A 16213-nucleotide genomic window follows, 5' to 3' on the forward strand; every position below is an offset into this window, starting at 1 on the left:
TAGAAGCCCGTTAAGTAACAGGCTTCTTATGAACCATTTTTATAAGAACTCAAATACCCTCTAAACAACAAACAGGGCTAAAGCTCAAAAACACTTAAAACTCTAAAAAGTCCATTGTTCTATCGTCCATCCACTCCATCGCAACACCGCCACCGCGCGCAACACACGTTAGGGGGTCATCCGCAACAATGACTGGCAAACCGGTTTCTTCAGCTAGCAACAGATCTAAATCACGTAATAACGCACCTCCGCCCGTCAACACCATACCACTTTCAGCAATATCAGAGGCTAATTCTGGAGGAGACTGCTCCAATGCACTTTTCACCGCTTGAACAATACCAGCCAATGCTTCTTGAAGCGCCTCTAGCACTTCACCACTGCTTAGCGTAAAACTACGTGGCACACCTTCAGCAAGATTACGACCGCGCACATCAATGTCGCGTGACTCACTACCCACAAAAGCACAGCCAACTTCTTGTTTAATGCGTTCAGCCGTAGCATCTCCGATCACGCTACCATAATGACGACGCACATAATTGACGATAGCCTCATCAAAACGGTCGCCACCAATACGAACAGAGTCAGAATAAACGACCCCATTAAGAGAAATAACCGCAATCTCTGTAGTGCCGCCACCAATATCAACCACCATTGAACCACTTGCTTCTGATACTTTTAAACCCGCACCAATAGCGGCCGCGCGAGGCTCTTCAATAAGGCGCACTTCACGAGCACCTGCACCTAGCACTGACTCGCGAATAGCGCGCTTCTCCACCTCAGTAGACAAGCAAGGAACGCAGACCAATACCCGTGGGCTAGGCTGAAACCAGCTATTTTCATGGACTTTACGCATAAAGTGTTGCAGCATTTTTTCAGTCACTTGGAAGTCAGCAATAACCCCATCTTTTAAAGGGCGAATCGCCGTAATATTACCTGGGGTTCTACCTAACATACGCTTAGCTTCTACACCAACCGCTTGCACTTGCTTTTGGCCATTATGTGTACGAATAGCAACAACCGAAGGCTCATTAAGAATAATGCCTTTTTCACGAACATAAATAAGCGTATTAGCAGTACCTAGATCTATAGACAGATCATTAGAAAACAAACCTCTGAGGCGTTTCATTTTAAACATGGATTTTCTTCACCTAAATGTAGCCAATGGCTAATGTATACGAATAAATAGACGTTAATTGGGAATACAAAAACATTAACGTAAAATTTTTATTTTGATTGTAGATATAATCGGTCAATGATACGCGACTGTCATCACGACATCAATTTTGAGAGAGTAATTTGACACGAATTACCCCTAAGAACCGCCTGAACAAACTTCACTCCGATAAAATCGCTATTTTAGCAGCCCGAAGCAGAAAACTAATATAAAATACCCCCCAGCTTTGAATACTAAAGCCGTATTTAGCGAAAACCTCAAACGACAATCAACGTCAGCATATAACGGGATGGAAAATACAGTGAAGCACGATGACATCACCGCACTCGCGCACCTAGCCAGAATTAATATAAATGATGACCTTATTGATAATGTCACCGACAATATCAATAATATTTTAGGGCTTGTTGACCAATTACAACAAGCCAATACTGACGGTGTGGAGCCGATGTCTCACCCTCTTGATGCGACCCAACGTCTACGACAAGATAACGTCACCGAAAAAGACCAACGAGAAGCATTGCAAGCCAATGCCCCCGCAACAGAATCGGGCCTTTTTCTTGTTCCTCAAGTTATAGAATAATTGCCGAAACACCATCAAGAAACAAATAGCTCGCACAGGCATCATTACGGATTTTTAAGAGATACACACTCATGCACCATTACACCATTGCTGAACTCACTGTCGGTTTACGTGACCGCGAATTTTCTAGCGTTGAGTTAACACAACACTATCTCGATCGCATTAAACAATACGATACATCATTCAACAGCTATATTACGGTCAATCATGAGCATGCCTTAAAACAGGCAGCGCAGGCTGATCAACAACGAGCGAACGGCAATGCCGGTGATCTTTGTGGCATCCCTATTGCCCATAAGGATTTATTTTGTACCGAAGGCACATTAACTAGCTGTGGCTCCAAAATGCTGAGCAACTTTGTACCCCCTTACAGTGCGACCATCGTTGAAAATTTAGCCCATGCTGGCAGCGTGAGCTTAGGCAAAACGAACATGGATGAGTTTGCAATGGGCTCCTCCAACGAGTCTAGTTTTTATGGCGCAAGTAAAAACCCCTGGAATACCGATTGTGTTCCCGGTGGCTCGTCAGGCGGTTCAGCCGCCGCCGTCGCCGCACAATTGGCCGCTGCCACCACTGGAAGCGATACGGGTGGCTCTATACGTCAACCAGCTAGCTTTTGTGGCCTCACCGGATTAAAGCCAACCTACGGCCGCGTTTCTCGCTGGGGCATGGTTGCCTATGCCTCAAGCCTGGATCAAGCGGGCCCAATAACACGAACCGCTGAAGATGCCGCCATAATGCTTAATGCAATGGCCGGCTACGACGCCAAAGACTCTACATCTGTTGACATTGAAAAACCCGATTATACCGCTCATTTAAATGACTCACTTCAAGGCTTGCGCATCGGCGTTCCAGAAGAATATTTTCAAGAAGGCCTAGATAACGAAGTCGCAACACTCATCAATGCCGCTCTTGCTGAGTATGAAAAGCTCGGAGCTAGCCTACATCCGATTTCATTACCGCACACACAGCTCGCGATTCCAGCGTACTACGTCATAGCCCCTGCCGAAGCATCTGCGAACCTATCGCGTTTTGACGGTGTGCGTTACGGCCATCGCTGCGATGCGCCAAAAGATTTAATGGACTTGTATAAACGCTCACGAGAAGAAGGATTTGGCGATGAAGTTAAACGCCGAATACTCGTCGGAGCCTACGCCTTATCAGCGGGTTATTACGATGCTTATTACCGTAAAGCCCAACAGGTGCGCCGCCTCATTAAGCAAGATTTTGTCAATGCTTTCGATACAGTTGATGTTATTGCCGGGCCTGTTGCACCTAACCCCGCCTTTGGTTTAGGCGAAAAATCAAGCGACCCGGTTTCTATGTACCTAGAAGATATTTACACACTCCCAACAAACTTAGCTGGCTTGTGTGGCATATCAATCCCTTGTGGTGTTGCAAGCAACAATAAACCGGTTGGTTTACAACTTACTGGTAATTATTTTGCTGAAGCCAAACTACTGAACGCCGCGCATCAATTCCAACAGCATACTGATCACCATAAAAAAACTGCGCCAAGCATTAATGATCAATAATTAGATAACGAGACTGAGAAATTATTATGGAATGGGAAACCGTTATCGGCTTAGAAGTTCACGTACAACTAGCCACAAAAACAAAAATTTTTTCCGGCGCTAGCACACAATTTGGTGCAGCACCTAACACCCAAGCATGCGCCATCGATCTTGCCATGCCAGGCACCTTACCCGTCGCTAACGAGCAAGCATTTCGTTATGCCATTATGTTCGGTCTCGCCATTGATGCGGAAATCGGTAAACGCTCCGTCTTTGAGCGCAAAAACTATTTTTATCCCGACTTACCTAAAGGCTATCAAACCACACAATTAGATGAACCTATCGTAGGCGCCGGCACCATTGAAATTGCACTGAATGACGGCTCGACCAAGTCTATCCGTATTCACCATGCACATTTAGAAGAAGATGCTGGCAAATCATTACATGAAGGCGATTTTGAACAAGGCATGTCAGGGATCGATTTAAACCGTGCAGGCACGCCGCTGATAGAAATTGTTTCTGAGCCAGACATTAGCAACGCAGAAGAAGCCGTAGCATTTGCCAAAAAGCTGCACTCACTCGTTACCGCTCTTGGCATTTGTGATGGAGAAATGTCACAGGGCTCAATGCGATTTGATGTCAACATCTCCGTACGCTTAAAAGGCGACGATACGCTTGGTACACGCACAGAAACCAAAAACTTAAACTCGTTTAAGTTTATGGAAGAAGCCATCGCCCTGGAAGTAGAACGACAAATTGATGTACTTGAAGATGGCGGAGTGATTCGCCAAGAAACTCGTCTGTACAATGCAGACACTAAAACTGCTCGCGCCATGCGTAGTAAGGAAGAGGCAAATGATTACCGCTATTTCCCTTGCCCAGATTTACTGCCCGTTGAGCTAGACGATGAATACATAGAAAGCATACGTCAAGCAATGCCAGAACTCCCTGCGACACGGTGCCAACGTTTTATAGAGAGCTACCAACTCTCTGCATACGACGCTAACATCCTGAGCGACAACACACATGTCGCCTATTTCTTTGAAGAAACCGTTAAGCAATGCTCTGACCCAAAACTTGCTGCCAACTGGATTATGGGGGAGCTAAGCGCACATTTAAACAACGAAGAAAAAAACATAAAAGAAAGCCCTATAACACCACAGCAATTGGCCAACTTAATTGAGCGCATTAAAGACAATACCATCTCAAGCAAAATTGCCAAGCAAGTATTTGAGGCCTTATGGAAAGGCGAAGGCAATAGCGCCGATCAAATCATCGAACAAAAAGGCTTGAAACAAGTATCGGACAGCGGCGCCCTAGAAAGCATGGTAGACGATGTAATCGCCAACAGCAGTGCCCAGATAGAGAACTACAAAAAGGCCGATGTAGAAAAACGCCCTAAAATGCTAGGTTACTTTGTTGGACAAATCATGAAAGCTTCCAAAGGGCAAGCCAACCCCAAAATGATCAACGACATTTTAGTTAAAAAATTGAACGACTTATTATAAAGGTAAAGACATGACGCTTAAGAAAGACAAACAAAAAGTACTCGGTGAATTTTTTGATGACGAACGCATCCGGTCATTTTTTATCTACGAATCGGATGACACAGAATATGCAGACTTCCATTTACTTGAAAAAGCCTATCGCGGGATGATCGCAGAAAACTTTTCTACCTTCACCACCTTCTTTTTAGAAGCCAAGAAAGATATTAACGCCGTTAACCAATACGGAGAGACTTTTTTACAGACTATAAAAGAGCACAAACAAAGCGAAGATTATATAACCGCACTACAGAAAGCTGGCGCACATTAAGCACACTCTTCAACGGCAGAATAAAAAACAATGTCCATTAACGCTAAAGAAAATACAATAAGCTCTGGCTTTTATTACTTAACACGTGGCGCCACATTATTAACAACAAAAGGGATGAAACGCTTTGTACTCATTCCCTTTGTGGCCAATTGCATTGTTTTTATTATTTTAACATTTTCGTTAATTAGCCACTTTGCCAGCCTGCAAACTTGGTTCGCAGACTTATTTCCCGCCTGGTCTTGGATATCTTATCTTGTCGCATTTTTAACGGGCCTATTTATATTTTTTGTTTTACTGATATACGGCTATAGCTTTACTCTGCTAACCAACATTATTGCCGCACCCTTTTATGGCCGACTCGCTGAGAAAATAGAAGTGCATTTATGCGGTGAAAGCCTGCCAGAAGAAAGTATTAGCAGCATGATTTTTCGTACATTACGGCGGGAAATGGTTAAGTTATTTTACTTTATTACGCGCGGCTTCTTAGTCATGATTGGTTTGTTTTTATTGTCATTTATCCCTGTAGCCAATTTTTTTGTTCCCCTACTCGCACTACTCTGGGGAACATGGGTAATGACGCTTCAGTATATTGACTACCCTGCGGACAACCACCAAATGCCTTTTAGTGCTTTACGTGAACGGTTAAAACAGCAACGATTTTCATCCATTGGTTTTGGTGGTGTTATTATGCTGGCAAGCATGATCCCCGTCATCAATATTTTTATTATGCCTATCGCCGTTGCTGGGGGCACTTTATTTTGGATTAATGAACTACGCCAACAAGCCATCGAAACTAAAATAATAAACCATGACAGCCAATAAAAATGTTTAGCGTAAACGTTTCAGCGCATTGCGATTAAAGTCTCGATCCGTCAGTCCTTTTCGAAATACATAGTCTTCCCACGCCAATACAGTATTTTTTCCCGTTTGATGATTATCCATAAACATCATCGAAGGGTACCAGTAAACACCTAGGTATTGCTCAAAATCGCTTGAAGTAAGTGTCTTTAAGTGTCGATCTTTACGGTCATAAAACTCTACTTTAACCGGCTGCCTATAGTCTTTATCTAACCACTTAACTAACCGCTTATAACCAGAATATTTGTAAGTGGGGTACTGCTCAATAACATCGGTTAGCCGACCATCAATCGCCTCCTCTTTTAACCAACGATAAGTATACTTTTCTGTTTCTGGCGATGTTAAATCCTCATAGGCAAATTCACTCCCCAAAAAAGGGCCCGATTTATTATTCGAGCTAATGCGCTTAATCCGCTTAATTGCAGAGAGGTACAACCATTGATCGTCTGCTTTTAATGTATGTGTATGGCTAAGTAACGCCGTACCACGAATATCGCCCGGGCTATCAAAAACAATAATAGACTTGTCACCATCACCCTCCACTTCCTTCGTTAGCATACGCATGGTAAATACGTTTTCTTCACCTTGCTTATTGCGCAACGTTAACCGCAACTTTGCTTCAAAATCTTGCCATCCTTGATTAAAAGCATTCTCTTCTTGCGTTAACCGTAAACCCTTTTCTTCTGGTGTCTCCCCGATAACCAGCCCTGAATACACCAAGCCAACAACAATACTTAGCACCTTAATTAGCCACCCACGATAACTACACACGATAAACTCCTCGGTAAAAATAATTTTTCATAGTGCGATTATGATTTTTAAAAATAGTGAGACAATGTTATTTCTATATGATCATCTTGACTCACATCGTACCCCGAATCACCCACACGCTGCCCATTAAAAAAGCGGGCGTCAAATACTAACGACCAATCATCCGCAATGCGCTGACTGGATTCAATACTAAAAATGGTTCCATTGTTGTTAAGATCATAGACAAAGCCCGCTAAAATCGCCGTTGACTTTGCATCGCGCAAACCAAAGCGCACACCAAAGCCAATATCTTGATCAAAGGTACGAGAGTTTTCTCCTCGGCTATCCGCGTGATACTCACTCAGTAAGCTAATATCCATCGTGCCACTCCCGTTATCGGGCAAGGTATATTCAAACCCACCACCGGCTGCCGTATACGATTCTGTAGAACTATCACGATAAATGCCTTCAAACTTCCACAGGATATGTTCTTTAGTCACCTGAACATCAATACCCAACTGATCAATCAGCTCATAAAACGGCACCGTCACAGGATTATTACTAGCATCAACCTCGTCTAATAAATCAGGAGAACGATCAGTACCCTTGAAGTAAGACAAGCCCACATCCCAGTCACCAAAGTAATGAGAATACCGTAAAGCATAATCGATGTTTTTTTCTTCATCGGAGGATTCATAACGCACACGATCTTCATTCACAAAAGGCTGATTACGCAAACGCCCTTTAGGTCCTGCATAGTTGCGTTCACGAAAATAGGGCATCACAAAAAAATCGACCGTACCCCAGTCTTGAATAGCCGCAATATTAATCATCGGCTGCCCTAACTTATCTTCTGTATCGATATTATCTACAAGGTCGGTTTGATTAATAATATCCACTAGGTGCTGAAACTCCGTTACTCCCCAAAACACTTTGCGTAAACCAATACGTACATCCCAATTATCGTAAGCGGTCTCCCAACTAAGCTCTCGAATATCAATATGCGTACGTTCATTATCATTTTGATCGACACGACCAAACCCTACAAAGGCAAAAGATGAACGACCGTTATTCCAACGATGACGATACTCCGGCTGCACATAAACTGAAATATTTTCATTGCGATGCTGCTGTGAATCTAAGGGGGTCTCAAAATAAAATCGCCCTTCTATACCTGCCTGCCCTTCCCAGTAAGATAGCGCACCAGTAGAAAACAACCCCGTTATAAAAACGACCAGCCAGCGAAATAACGACATATACTGTGCAACCACCACGACTAGACTCTTTTCAGTTTCATTAACACCGCAGGCAAAAACAGCAAGTCCACTAATAGTGCAATGGTAATCACAATGGCCGTTAGCAAACCCATACCAGAATTAAGCTCGAAACCTGAACTCGCTAGTACTAAAAAACCTGCAACGAGCACAATCGTCGTCGTCACTAACGCGTTACCCACCGTTTTATAAGCATAGCGAATCGCATCCTCAACCGAATGGGTTAATACACGCCTAGCATGATGATACTTCGTCAAAAAGTGTACCGTATCATCCACGACAATACCCAATGTCATTGCTGAAGCCGTAGACAACGCCAACCCCACCTCGCCCACTAACAACCCCCACAAACCAAAACCCATCGCAGCAGGAATTAAATTAGGCAGCAAGCTAACAATACCTAATGGTATCGATTTAAATGCGGCCATTAGCACCAATGAGATCAACACCAAAGCCACCGTTGTACCTAATAGCATACTCACGATATTACGCTGACCAATATAGGAAAACATCATCACCGTACCAGTACCGACACTCGAAGAAACATCTGGCGAATAATTTTTGAGCCATTGTTGAGCGCGCGACTCAAACGCAAGTACGGCACCTGTCGATAGTGTTTTAATTGTCACCAGCAAACGTACCGATGATTTATCAACATTAATTTGATTATTTAAATCTAAGCCATAAGGCAAAGACATTTCATACAGTAAAATATATTGTGCCGCTAACTCTCGATCCGTAGGTAAACGATACATGGACTCATCATCGTCGAACATATTCTTGTTCAGTCGCTTAATGATATCTGTAACAGTATTAACGTGAATCACCTCTGGCTGTTCTCGCAACCATGTAGAAAAACTATCCACTTGCCGCAAAAAGTCCGGTGCATAAATACCATTCGTCTGACCCGATTCCATTGAATACTCTATATTATAAAACCCGGTCAGATTATCTAATACAAAATCGGTATCTTGGCGGAATTCTGATTGCTCATCAAAATAGTGTACAAAAACATCATTTAACTCATTTTTTGAAATCGATACGACAAGCATCACCGCAATAATGCCCACACCCCAAAATAGTTTTTGATAATGGCGAATAACACCTTCAGCCAATCGCACCATAGGAAATAGTGTGACACTAAACGGTTTACGACCACTAACCGGTAATACAGAAAGTAATGCGGGTAAAAAACTTAGGGAAAACAGTAAAGACAACATAACTCCCATCGCCACTAAATTACCTAAGTGCTGAAAAGGTGGAACATCTGACAAATTCATACTCAGAAAGCCAATCGCCGTGGTTGTACTCGCAATCGTGATCGGCTTGATATTTGCCGATAAACTATAGTGCAATGCCGCGTAGCGCTGCTGACTAGCCGTTTTTCCAGAATCAACGGCAGACTGAAAAGACTCATAATACTGTTCACGATAAGTTGTGAGTAAATGCACGCAATTGGCAATAGCAATTGCTAATATAATAATCGGGGCAGCCACCGACGGCGGCGTGAGAGGAAAGCCAATATAACCGCCCAACCCCATAGCGCCGGCGATAGAAAAAGCGATGACAAATAACGTACCCAACGTGCCCACTATGCCGCCAACAAGTACCGACAGCACCAACAACATAACCACAAAAGACAACGGTATTAGCGTATCAATATCCTTTTTTGTTGCTTCAACAAATGCATTATCCATCATCACGCCGCCTGTCAAATAGGCATCGAGAAATGGATAGTCAGATTCGACGTCACGCAATAACTGCTGGGCAAACGCAACCACTTCGGGCAACTCTTTCTCTTCATCAATTCTGGGAAGTAATATAGCGACATTGACCGCCGTTACTTTTCCATTTGGGGAGAGTAACTTATTTATCAAAAAAGGTTCGGCAAGTGCAATCTTTTTTATTCTGTCTCGCTCTAGATCATTAAGGCCACCAATAACATCACTTTCTGGAACAAGACTTTCGATAATTAAATCGCCTTCACTAGAGTAAGAGTGCTGAAAATTAGCAAGAGAGTCGACACGACTAGAATAAGGCATTTGCCATGCCCGCTCAGTAATATCACTTAATGCAGCAAGTACCTCTGCGGTAAACACATCACTGTCTTTAGAGGAAAAAACAAAGGTGACATTATCATTTTTAGCATATACCTTTTCCATTTTTTCCAGTGCAACTAACTGCGGATTTTCTTCACCAAAATAAACACGATGGTTATTACTAAATGCTAAATGCCCTGCACCATAAGCAGCCACTATTGTCATCGTTACACATAGCAGCATCACCCACCAACGATACCGTAGAACCCATGTTGCCCATTGCTGGTTTTTTTTCTCACACATGTTCCGCTCCATCGCGCACTTGCTGATTAACTTCTCGCTGCCACTGGCGAAATTCTCTTACATGATAGAAAGGGACTTTTTTAGAAAACACCTGACGATAGGATGAAAAAACAGGGGAAAGATGATTAATATGCTCTAATACAGGTTGCCCCTCACATCGCTTACTCCATTGCATAGAGAGCGTGGAAAAACCACCCAATAAACCTAACGCTGTATTAAATAGAACCGAGCGAATACTGACGTCTACTGTATGCAAAAAAGAAGTAACTACTGATGGCGCAATAGACGATAAACGATGGCGTATCCGCTGAACTGAACCACGTAACATCAAGTCATCTGCCATTCGCGAAAGTGACGTAGCGCCTCGCGGATTAATGCCGCAAAGCTTCGCAATACACATAACAAAATGAACGCAGTTGTGCTCGCAAAGATCAAAGGCCAAGCTACCATGCAAACGATTAAGTTGCATGTTTTCTATGGTGTTTTTTACTTTATAAAAATCATCACAGGTGATTTCGTGACGAACTGTTCGTAAGTTCCACCCTTTTTGGTAATGCTTTTCATATTTATCCGGGGACAATAACATCCCGGGCATACGCAACCCAGGTACTTCATCTGGCTCCACACGAGTACTTTCATCGGGATAAAAACCAACGCTATATACCTCACCCGTTGGCTCAACCAACCGCACCCATGCATGCCCATGATCTCGAGTTAAGCCTGGCTCAACACCTCTGCAGATAGATAATAATTCTAGGCAATAGCTATTAGAACGCTCGCTTTTATCTAAGATAAAACTTGGCGTTAAACACTCCCATTGAGAATTGGGGAAGATGCGAGCAGAAGAGTGACTCGCCAATCGACTAGCCTCTCGACTAACAACCACTTTAAACATCGATCGAACTCATTATTATTGTTGTTATAGCGATTATACTAACGCGGGCATTTCCATTATAAAAAAACCCGCGCTAATACTTTATAACCTATTATTTTTTATTTAAAAATAACAGAAACACTACACGGTTTCAGCAACTCTCTCTTCCTGAGCGGTACTAGTTGCGATTTTTGATAAGTAACTTGAATCATTCACTACTTGCAAGCCATTTTTAACAAACATATCGATAAAACTTTCATGTAAATCATAGTAGTGCTTAAATTGTTCACCATCCAAAATTTCTTTCTTGGTAATATCCTCTTCATCAAATCCGTGAGTACGTTGAAAATTAACAACATCGACCTGTGCATCTGCGTCATTCAAGCCAACGAGATAAGCACCCGGCGCAATTTCAACTTGTGTCGACGTAAAGCATGCGGCAGTAGAAATACAATCTTGCTGAATTTCGGGAGCAACACGGCCATTAGAAAACACCCACGCTTGATTATCAGGGAAGGCCAATAAATAAAAGGCTGACAACAATTCGAAATTATTTTCCGTATCAAAGTCAAAGCCCTCATCCATACGCTGATCTGTTTCCTCGGTTAAAATCGCATTCCACGCAGGCATTCCAATAATCATCGGTTGAACATGATCACCATAATGATCAAGTAATTTCTGTCCATGCATCACGACAGAAAGAATATCGGCTTCAGTGGTGGGCGAAAGTCCGATCATTGCACCTAACCCAGCCTGTAAACCTGCACGAATAGCAAATTCCTGAGACTGTAGACGATGTAAAAAGCCGACACTTTTATCCGTTTTCTTTTGTAATTTAAGGTTTTCATCAACACCCCAGGCTTTAGGGCCAGAAGGAATATGATAGTTATATAAATCTTCGTCGTATGTTTCCTGCCATGTCAAAACGCAATCTAATCCTACAGACTTTAAGCTGCTGTAATTATCTTCATACATAGGCACAAGACAAATAGATACGCGAGAAGTAGGATTAACTTTTGTCACTTCCGTTTTTAATGCATTAACTAAATCAGGTAAGTTTTCCTTGAGTAGTTTTAAGTCATCACCACCTGCAATTTCGAAATGAGAAAAGCCTTTTGTTGCTAATATTTTAGCCTGCTGACGGATCGCCTCGGTTGTAATCGAAAGTCTTGCCATATCTTTATTATCTGCACGCCATCCACAAAATTTACACGTACTCGCGCAGAATGAAGACACCTCAATAGGCACCATGGTTGCTACAGTGCTTCCAAAGGTACGTTTCCTTTGGGCTTTAGCCGCCGCAATAACTTTGTCGCGCAAAGTTTTATCGGGGGAGGTTCGCACTAAATGTAGCAAGGTTGCCGCATTTTCTGGCGAGAGACCTTTGAGGGGATCACGCGTAGCAAGAATACTATCTACTTTTTCACTTAATACAGACAGGTCGGAGACCTCTGACTGCTGCGATAAGAAAAGGTTTTTAGCATCGGAAAAAATGGAAAAATAAAAGGATTCTGAAATAGGATTAATTTCTGACATAGGTGTCGACATAACTGCAGCCTCAATTGTTATTATAAGTAGATAGCTTCAGGCATGAAAAACATTAACTTCAATATCATCCTAACTTATGAATAACGTACTCAGGCCCAGTACTAAACCATTAGAACGGCAATGGAAATAGTTGCTTTATTATTATTTTATGAAACCTCTGAATAAGTTTGAATGAAGTTTTCGGTGAGATAAAATGAGTGTATTTGAGACGAATATTGAAGGTAATAGCGAGCTATTGGCGAAATATTCAACGAAAAATACGCTTATTTTAGCCAGCGAAAAATCACGCATGACTTGTTCAGATGTTCCTTATATCCGCATGATGTTTTTTATGTTGAGAAAAGGCACTTCGACATTAACTGCGCTAATACGACAAGCCCAACAATTGATTAGAAATAATCATCAAAAACGGTGGTAGAATAGGAACACAAAAAGTAAGGGCTTGCAATATTTTTTATTTCAAAATGACGAGCTCCGCAAATTTATTATCATACTCTTTCGCTAAAAGAAAAATAATCACCTACAACTGAGATCATTTATTATGCTTTTAAGTCACTGGCTTACTTTTCTGGTGCTTACTCTATTAGCAACAGCATCACCTGGACCCAACTCTATTTTGGCGCTATCAAATGGTTTATATTATGGACACAAAAGAGCACTTTTAACGGTAGCCGGAAGTTTGCTGGGCTTATCTATATTATTAGCAGCCACGTTATTTGGTCTGCATACCCTATTACAAACATACCCTTTCTTACTTCCTATTATTACTACAGTAGGGATTTCTTACCTTATTTTTTTAGGTATTAGCAAGTATGTAAGCACACACACTAAAAAAGAAAATGAAAATAGATTCGCACCTAAACAGCATTTATCTAATGTCGCATTATTTAACGAGGGATTTTTAGTAGCTATAAGTAATCCAAAAATATTATTATTTTTTTCAGTATTCTTTACACCGTTCATTTCACCTCATGACTCCAAAGCATTGCAAATTGCTATCCTATCCGGAACTTTTTTTGTATGTGAAGCCCTGTGGCAAATCATATACAGTGGCTGTGGAAATCAACTCAATCGTTTTTTTCAACATCCGGTTCATTACGTTAGATTTAATAAAATAACCGGAATATTTTTTATTGGATCGGCATGCTTTATTACTTACACACTTATTGCAGAAGAATTTTTACGCTAACCCATCACGCACCAAAAATCATTGTTGAAATAGATGACAGCTTTAATCGCCAATAAGCGACAAGTCATCATTCAAGGTGAATTTCATCGTGCAACCATAAAGCATCGGTGACCAAACGGATGCGATAAGGGATACGCTTTTCACTGATGTAAGGAAAGCCATCCTTAAAATCAACAGCCCACGCTAACGACAATAAATTAGGCGTTTCTGTTCTAGACCAATAATAAGCAATTGCTGTATTTGGAAAAAAAGTGGTGTCTATATCGGGATAGTACTGATCTTGATGATCTAAATAACCAAGCTCATGGGCGTAAGGCAATCGCCACTGGCTAGAACCACAAATATTGGCATCATTAAATGCCTGATTATAATGGTAAGTATCACAATAAACGTCATAACATGTTCCGCCATCCGCTTTACCGCGCTTAGGATCATAAGGTAGGTCTATTGCCTCACTACCTGCCACTAGTGACAGCTCTTCTATTTCTTGAGCGCTCGGCTGAAACCAAGAATACGTGTGCTCATTATCCTGCCAACTACCATCACTGACTTTTACTTCCCATAACAAACCTGTCAGGTCGTCGTAGACACAACTCCACGACACCGACTCTTGCGGCAGCACACCCCCATCGTTATCAATTTTATAAAATCGGTTATCAACGGTTTTATCCGACAGCTCTGTCTCTGTCCAGAGTTTATAAGCTGATGCTGCTTGTTGCTGCTTCTCAGATAATTGAGAAGGTTGAGGAGGAGTGTCACTAAGGGTGATCGTAGTCGTTTCAACAGTCGACGGAGAACTTTCTAGAATTGGGGTGGGATCAGGCGTCGTCGGCGCTGCCTTCGAGAACAAGACGATGACTGAAACCAGCAATGCCATCAAGGCAAGAAAAGTAAACAATAGGAGGATATATCGTTTTTTAATCATAAAAATATCGTAGCGTAGAACAACGATAATGGTCAACGATTATTCAAAATCTTCATCATCCTCCTCATCTCCCATCACAATATCTTTACCCGCTTGCTTTGCACGACTAACACATTTCTCAGCGGTATCCACTTGATCACTCGTACGCGCACCCAATATATTTGATACACCCGCACTAAAGGTCAATGATAGTGGTTCACCACCAGCAGAGAAAGTTTCGGAGGCGACAATCCGCCTCACCTGATCTAGAAATGTTAATGCCTTATCATTCGACAAACCACTCATCAAGCAATAAAACTCTTTACCCGACGAACGCGCCAATAAAAAACGAGAGAGTGCTTTTTCGATTAACGTTGAGAACTGCTTTAATATATCGTCACCAATTTCTGGGCCGTATTCGTCGTTGACCGATCTAAAATCATCAATACTTAATATCGCCAATGCAAGCGGCGAATCATTTTTCTGAGACTTTTCCCGTAACAATTCACTTTGTTCAAAAAAGTAACGGCGACTATAAAGATTGGTCACATAATCTCTATTGGCAGAATCTTTAATTTGCGCAATAAGATCCAAAGACTCAATATTATGATTAATGCGACAATAAAACTCTTCTGGGTTAAAAGGCTTACTTAAAAAGTCATTGGCGCCGGTTTTAATCAGCTTTGCCGATAAGCCATTTTCACCCTCAGCAGACAAACCAATAATTACCAAATCAAATTTTTCATACTGGCAACGTAAATTTTTAACCAATTCAAAGCCGTCCATATTGGGCATATTGTAATCTGTGATTAGCAACTGAATATCGGGATGCTGCAAAATCACTTTAATCGCATCAATACCGTCAATCGCTTGGTAAATTTCAAATTGGTGACGCGATAATAAATTAACAATATGATTACGCATTGTTGTTGAATCTTCGACAACAAGTACTTTGATATTCTGATTTTTTTCTAATCGCTGGATCGCTTTAACAGCGTATTGATAAGAATACTTCCCTTCTTTCGTCACATAATCAACGATGCCCTTTGAAAGCAGCTTTTCTCGGCGAGCATTATCAATTGAACCCGTCAGTACAACCGTAGGAATTTTTTTGTCTAAAGTATAGTCGACAACTTCACCATCAGGCGCATCGGGCAAGTTTAAATCAACCAATGCGGCAAAAATATCTTGGCCATACTGCTCACACACTTCTCTTGCTTCAGCAAAGGTTTTGGCGAGCTTAATAACAAAATGTAGCTCTTGCTTCACAATATGCAAAAGGATTTTTGCGACGATGGGACTATCTTCGACAATTAGAATGGTGTTGGCGGTATTCTTGACTGAATTTTTCACTGCATTATCCCACGTTGCCTATTTTTGCTGACTCA

At 41.8% G+C, this 16213-nt stretch carries 15 protein-coding genes; 7 read left to right on the forward strand and 8 right to left on the reverse strand.

Annotated elements, in window-relative coordinates:
- Positions 1-94 precede the first annotated feature (94 nt).
- Entirely contained in the window at positions 95-1126 is a 1032-nt protein-coding gene (locus tag ACZ5O6_RS09490; RefSeq protein ID WP_447091913.1) for a rod shape-determining protein, read from the reverse strand.
- 337 nt (positions 1127-1463) lie between these two features.
- Between ACZ5O6_RS09490 and gatC the strand changes: the two genes are divergently transcribed.
- From gatC to cysZ, 5 genes are all read left to right on the forward strand, one after another.
- Positions 1464-1757: an Asp-tRNA(Asn)/Glu-tRNA(Gln) amidotransferase subunit GatC gene (gatC, locus tag ACZ5O6_RS09495; RefSeq protein WP_447091912.1), complete on the forward strand. Its 294-nt coding sequence runs from the start codon at positions 1464-1466 to the stop codon at positions 1755-1757.
- A 71-nt stretch (positions 1758-1828) separates the two neighbouring features.
- On the forward strand, positions 1829-3292 hold the full coding sequence (gatA, locus tag ACZ5O6_RS09500) for an Asp-tRNA(Asn)/Glu-tRNA(Gln) amidotransferase subunit GatA (RefSeq protein WP_447091798.1): 1464 nt from the start codon (positions 1829-1831) through the stop codon (positions 3290-3292).
- 26 nt (positions 3293-3318) lie between these two features.
- Complete coding sequence (gene gatB / locus ACZ5O6_RS09505; RefSeq protein WP_447091797.1) at positions 3319-4779, forward strand: Asp-tRNA(Asn)/Glu-tRNA(Gln) amidotransferase subunit GatB; 1461 nt, start codon at positions 3319-3321, stop codon at positions 4777-4779.
- A gap of 10 nt (positions 4780-4789) precedes the next feature.
- Positions 4790-5086: a PA4642 family protein gene (locus tag ACZ5O6_RS09510; RefSeq protein WP_447091796.1), complete on the forward strand. Its 297-nt coding sequence runs from the start codon at positions 4790-4792 to the stop codon at positions 5084-5086.
- Between the two features lie 30 nt (positions 5087-5116).
- The gene (cysZ, locus tag ACZ5O6_RS09515; RefSeq protein ID WP_447091795.1) at positions 5117-5908 is read left to right on the forward strand and encodes a sulfate transporter CysZ; all 792 of its coding nucleotides are present in this window, start codon (positions 5117-5119) and stop codon (positions 5906-5908) included.
- Between the two features lie 6 nt (positions 5909-5914).
- Here cysZ and ACZ5O6_RS09520 read toward each other — a convergent pair whose 3' ends face one another.
- The 5 genes from ACZ5O6_RS09520 to ACZ5O6_RS09540 form a co-directional block, all read right to left on the reverse strand.
- Positions 5915-6715: an outer membrane lipoprotein-sorting protein gene (locus ACZ5O6_RS09520; RefSeq protein ID WP_447091794.1), complete on the reverse strand. Its 801-nt coding sequence runs from the start codon at positions 6713-6715 to the stop codon at positions 5915-5917.
- A 47-nt stretch (positions 6716-6762) separates the two neighbouring features.
- A complete protein-coding gene (locus tag ACZ5O6_RS09525) occupies positions 6763-7950 on the reverse strand; it encodes a hypothetical protein (protein WP_447091793.1) in 1188 nt (395 codons plus the stop codon).
- 20 nt (positions 7951-7970) lie between these two features.
- The gene (locus ACZ5O6_RS09530; protein ID WP_447091792.1) at positions 7971-10310 is read right to left on the reverse strand and encodes an efflux RND transporter permease subunit; all 2340 of its coding nucleotides are present in this window, start codon (positions 10308-10310) and stop codon (positions 7971-7973) included.
- Positions 10303-11205 carry a hypothetical protein gene (locus ACZ5O6_RS09535; protein ID WP_447091791.1) on the reverse strand — a complete coding sequence of 301 codons (903 nt, stop codon included), beginning with the start codon at positions 11203-11205 and terminating at the stop codon, positions 10303-10305. Before ACZ5O6_RS09535 ends, ACZ5O6_RS09530 begins: the two co-directional genes overlap by 8 nt.
- A gap of 120 nt (positions 11206-11325) precedes the next feature.
- Entirely contained in the window at positions 11326-12732 is a 1407-nt protein-coding gene (locus tag ACZ5O6_RS09540; RefSeq protein WP_447091790.1) for a hypothetical protein, read from the reverse strand.
- Positions 12733-12925: 193 nt separating this feature from the next.
- Between ACZ5O6_RS09540 and ACZ5O6_RS09545 the strand changes: the two genes are divergently transcribed.
- Both ACZ5O6_RS09545 and ACZ5O6_RS09550 read left to right on the forward strand, forming a co-directional pair.
- Positions 12926-13150: a hypothetical protein gene (locus ACZ5O6_RS09545; RefSeq protein WP_447091789.1), complete on the forward strand. Its 225-nt coding sequence runs from the start codon at positions 12926-12928 to the stop codon at positions 13148-13150.
- 123 nt (positions 13151-13273) lie between these two features.
- Positions 13274-13921, forward strand: a complete 648-nt coding sequence (locus ACZ5O6_RS09550; protein ID WP_447091788.1) for a LysE family translocator — start codon at positions 13274-13276, stop codon at positions 13919-13921.
- A gap of 67 nt (positions 13922-13988) precedes the next feature.
- Here the strand turns inward: ACZ5O6_RS09550 and ACZ5O6_RS09555 are convergent, their stop codons facing one another.
- Together ACZ5O6_RS09555 and ACZ5O6_RS09560 are read right to left on the reverse strand one after the other, a co-directional pair.
- Complete coding sequence (locus tag ACZ5O6_RS09555; protein WP_447091787.1) at positions 13989-14846, reverse strand: Lcl C-terminal domain-containing protein; 858 nt, start codon at positions 14844-14846, stop codon at positions 13989-13991.
- Positions 14847-14885: 39 nt separating this feature from the next.
- Entirely contained in the window at positions 14886-16178 is a 1293-nt protein-coding gene (locus ACZ5O6_RS09560) for a response regulator (protein WP_447091786.1), read from the reverse strand.
- Positions 16179-16213 lie beyond the last annotated feature (35 nt).

This window comes from Eionea flava (assembly GCF_055393785.1).

Excerpts from the sequence above, each read along its gene's own strand:
- ACZ5O6_RS09490 (WP_447091913.1), bottom strand. The coding sequence starts at position 1,126 with ATGAAACGCCTCAGAGGTTTGTTTTCTAATGATCTGTCTATAGATCTA.
- ACZ5O6_RS09540 (WP_447091790.1), bottom strand. The coding sequence starts at position 12,732 with ATGTCGACACCTATGTCAGAAATTAATCCTATTTCAGAATCCTTTTAT.
- ACZ5O6_RS09525 (WP_447091793.1), bottom strand. The coding sequence starts at position 7,950 with ATGTCGTTATTTCGCTGGCTGGTCGTTTTTATAACGGGGTTGTTTTCT.
- cysZ (WP_447091795.1), top strand. The coding sequence starts at position 5,117 with ATGTCCATTAACGCTAAAGAAAATACAATAAGCTCTGGCTTTTATTAC.
- ACZ5O6_RS09530 (WP_447091792.1), bottom strand. The coding sequence starts at position 10,310 with ATGTGTGAGAAAAAAAACCAGCAATGGGCAACATGGGTTCTACGGTAT.
- ACZ5O6_RS09550 (WP_447091788.1), top strand. The coding sequence starts at position 13,274 with ATGCTTTTAAGTCACTGGCTTACTTTTCTGGTGCTTACTCTATTAGCA.
- gatC (WP_447091912.1), top strand. The coding sequence starts at position 1,464 with ATGGAAAATACAGTGAAGCACGATGACATCACCGCACTCGCGCACCTA.
- gatA (WP_447091798.1), top strand. The coding sequence starts at position 1,829 with ATGCACCATTACACCATTGCTGAACTCACTGTCGGTTTACGTGACCGC.
- ACZ5O6_RS09545 (WP_447091789.1), top strand. The coding sequence starts at position 12,926 with ATGAGTGTATTTGAGACGAATATTGAAGGTAATAGCGAGCTATTGGCG.
- ACZ5O6_RS09535 (WP_447091791.1), bottom strand. The coding sequence starts at position 11,205 with ATGTTTAAAGTGGTTGTTAGTCGAGAGGCTAGTCGATTGGCGAGTCAC.
- gatB (WP_447091797.1), top strand. The coding sequence starts at position 3,319 with ATGGAATGGGAAACCGTTATCGGCTTAGAAGTTCACGTACAACTAGCC.
- ACZ5O6_RS09555 (WP_447091787.1), bottom strand. The coding sequence starts at position 14,846 with ATGATTAAAAAACGATATATCCTCCTATTGTTTACTTTTCTTGCCTTG.
- ACZ5O6_RS09510 (WP_447091796.1), top strand. The coding sequence starts at position 4,790 with ATGACGCTTAAGAAAGACAAACAAAAAGTACTCGGTGAATTTTTTGAT.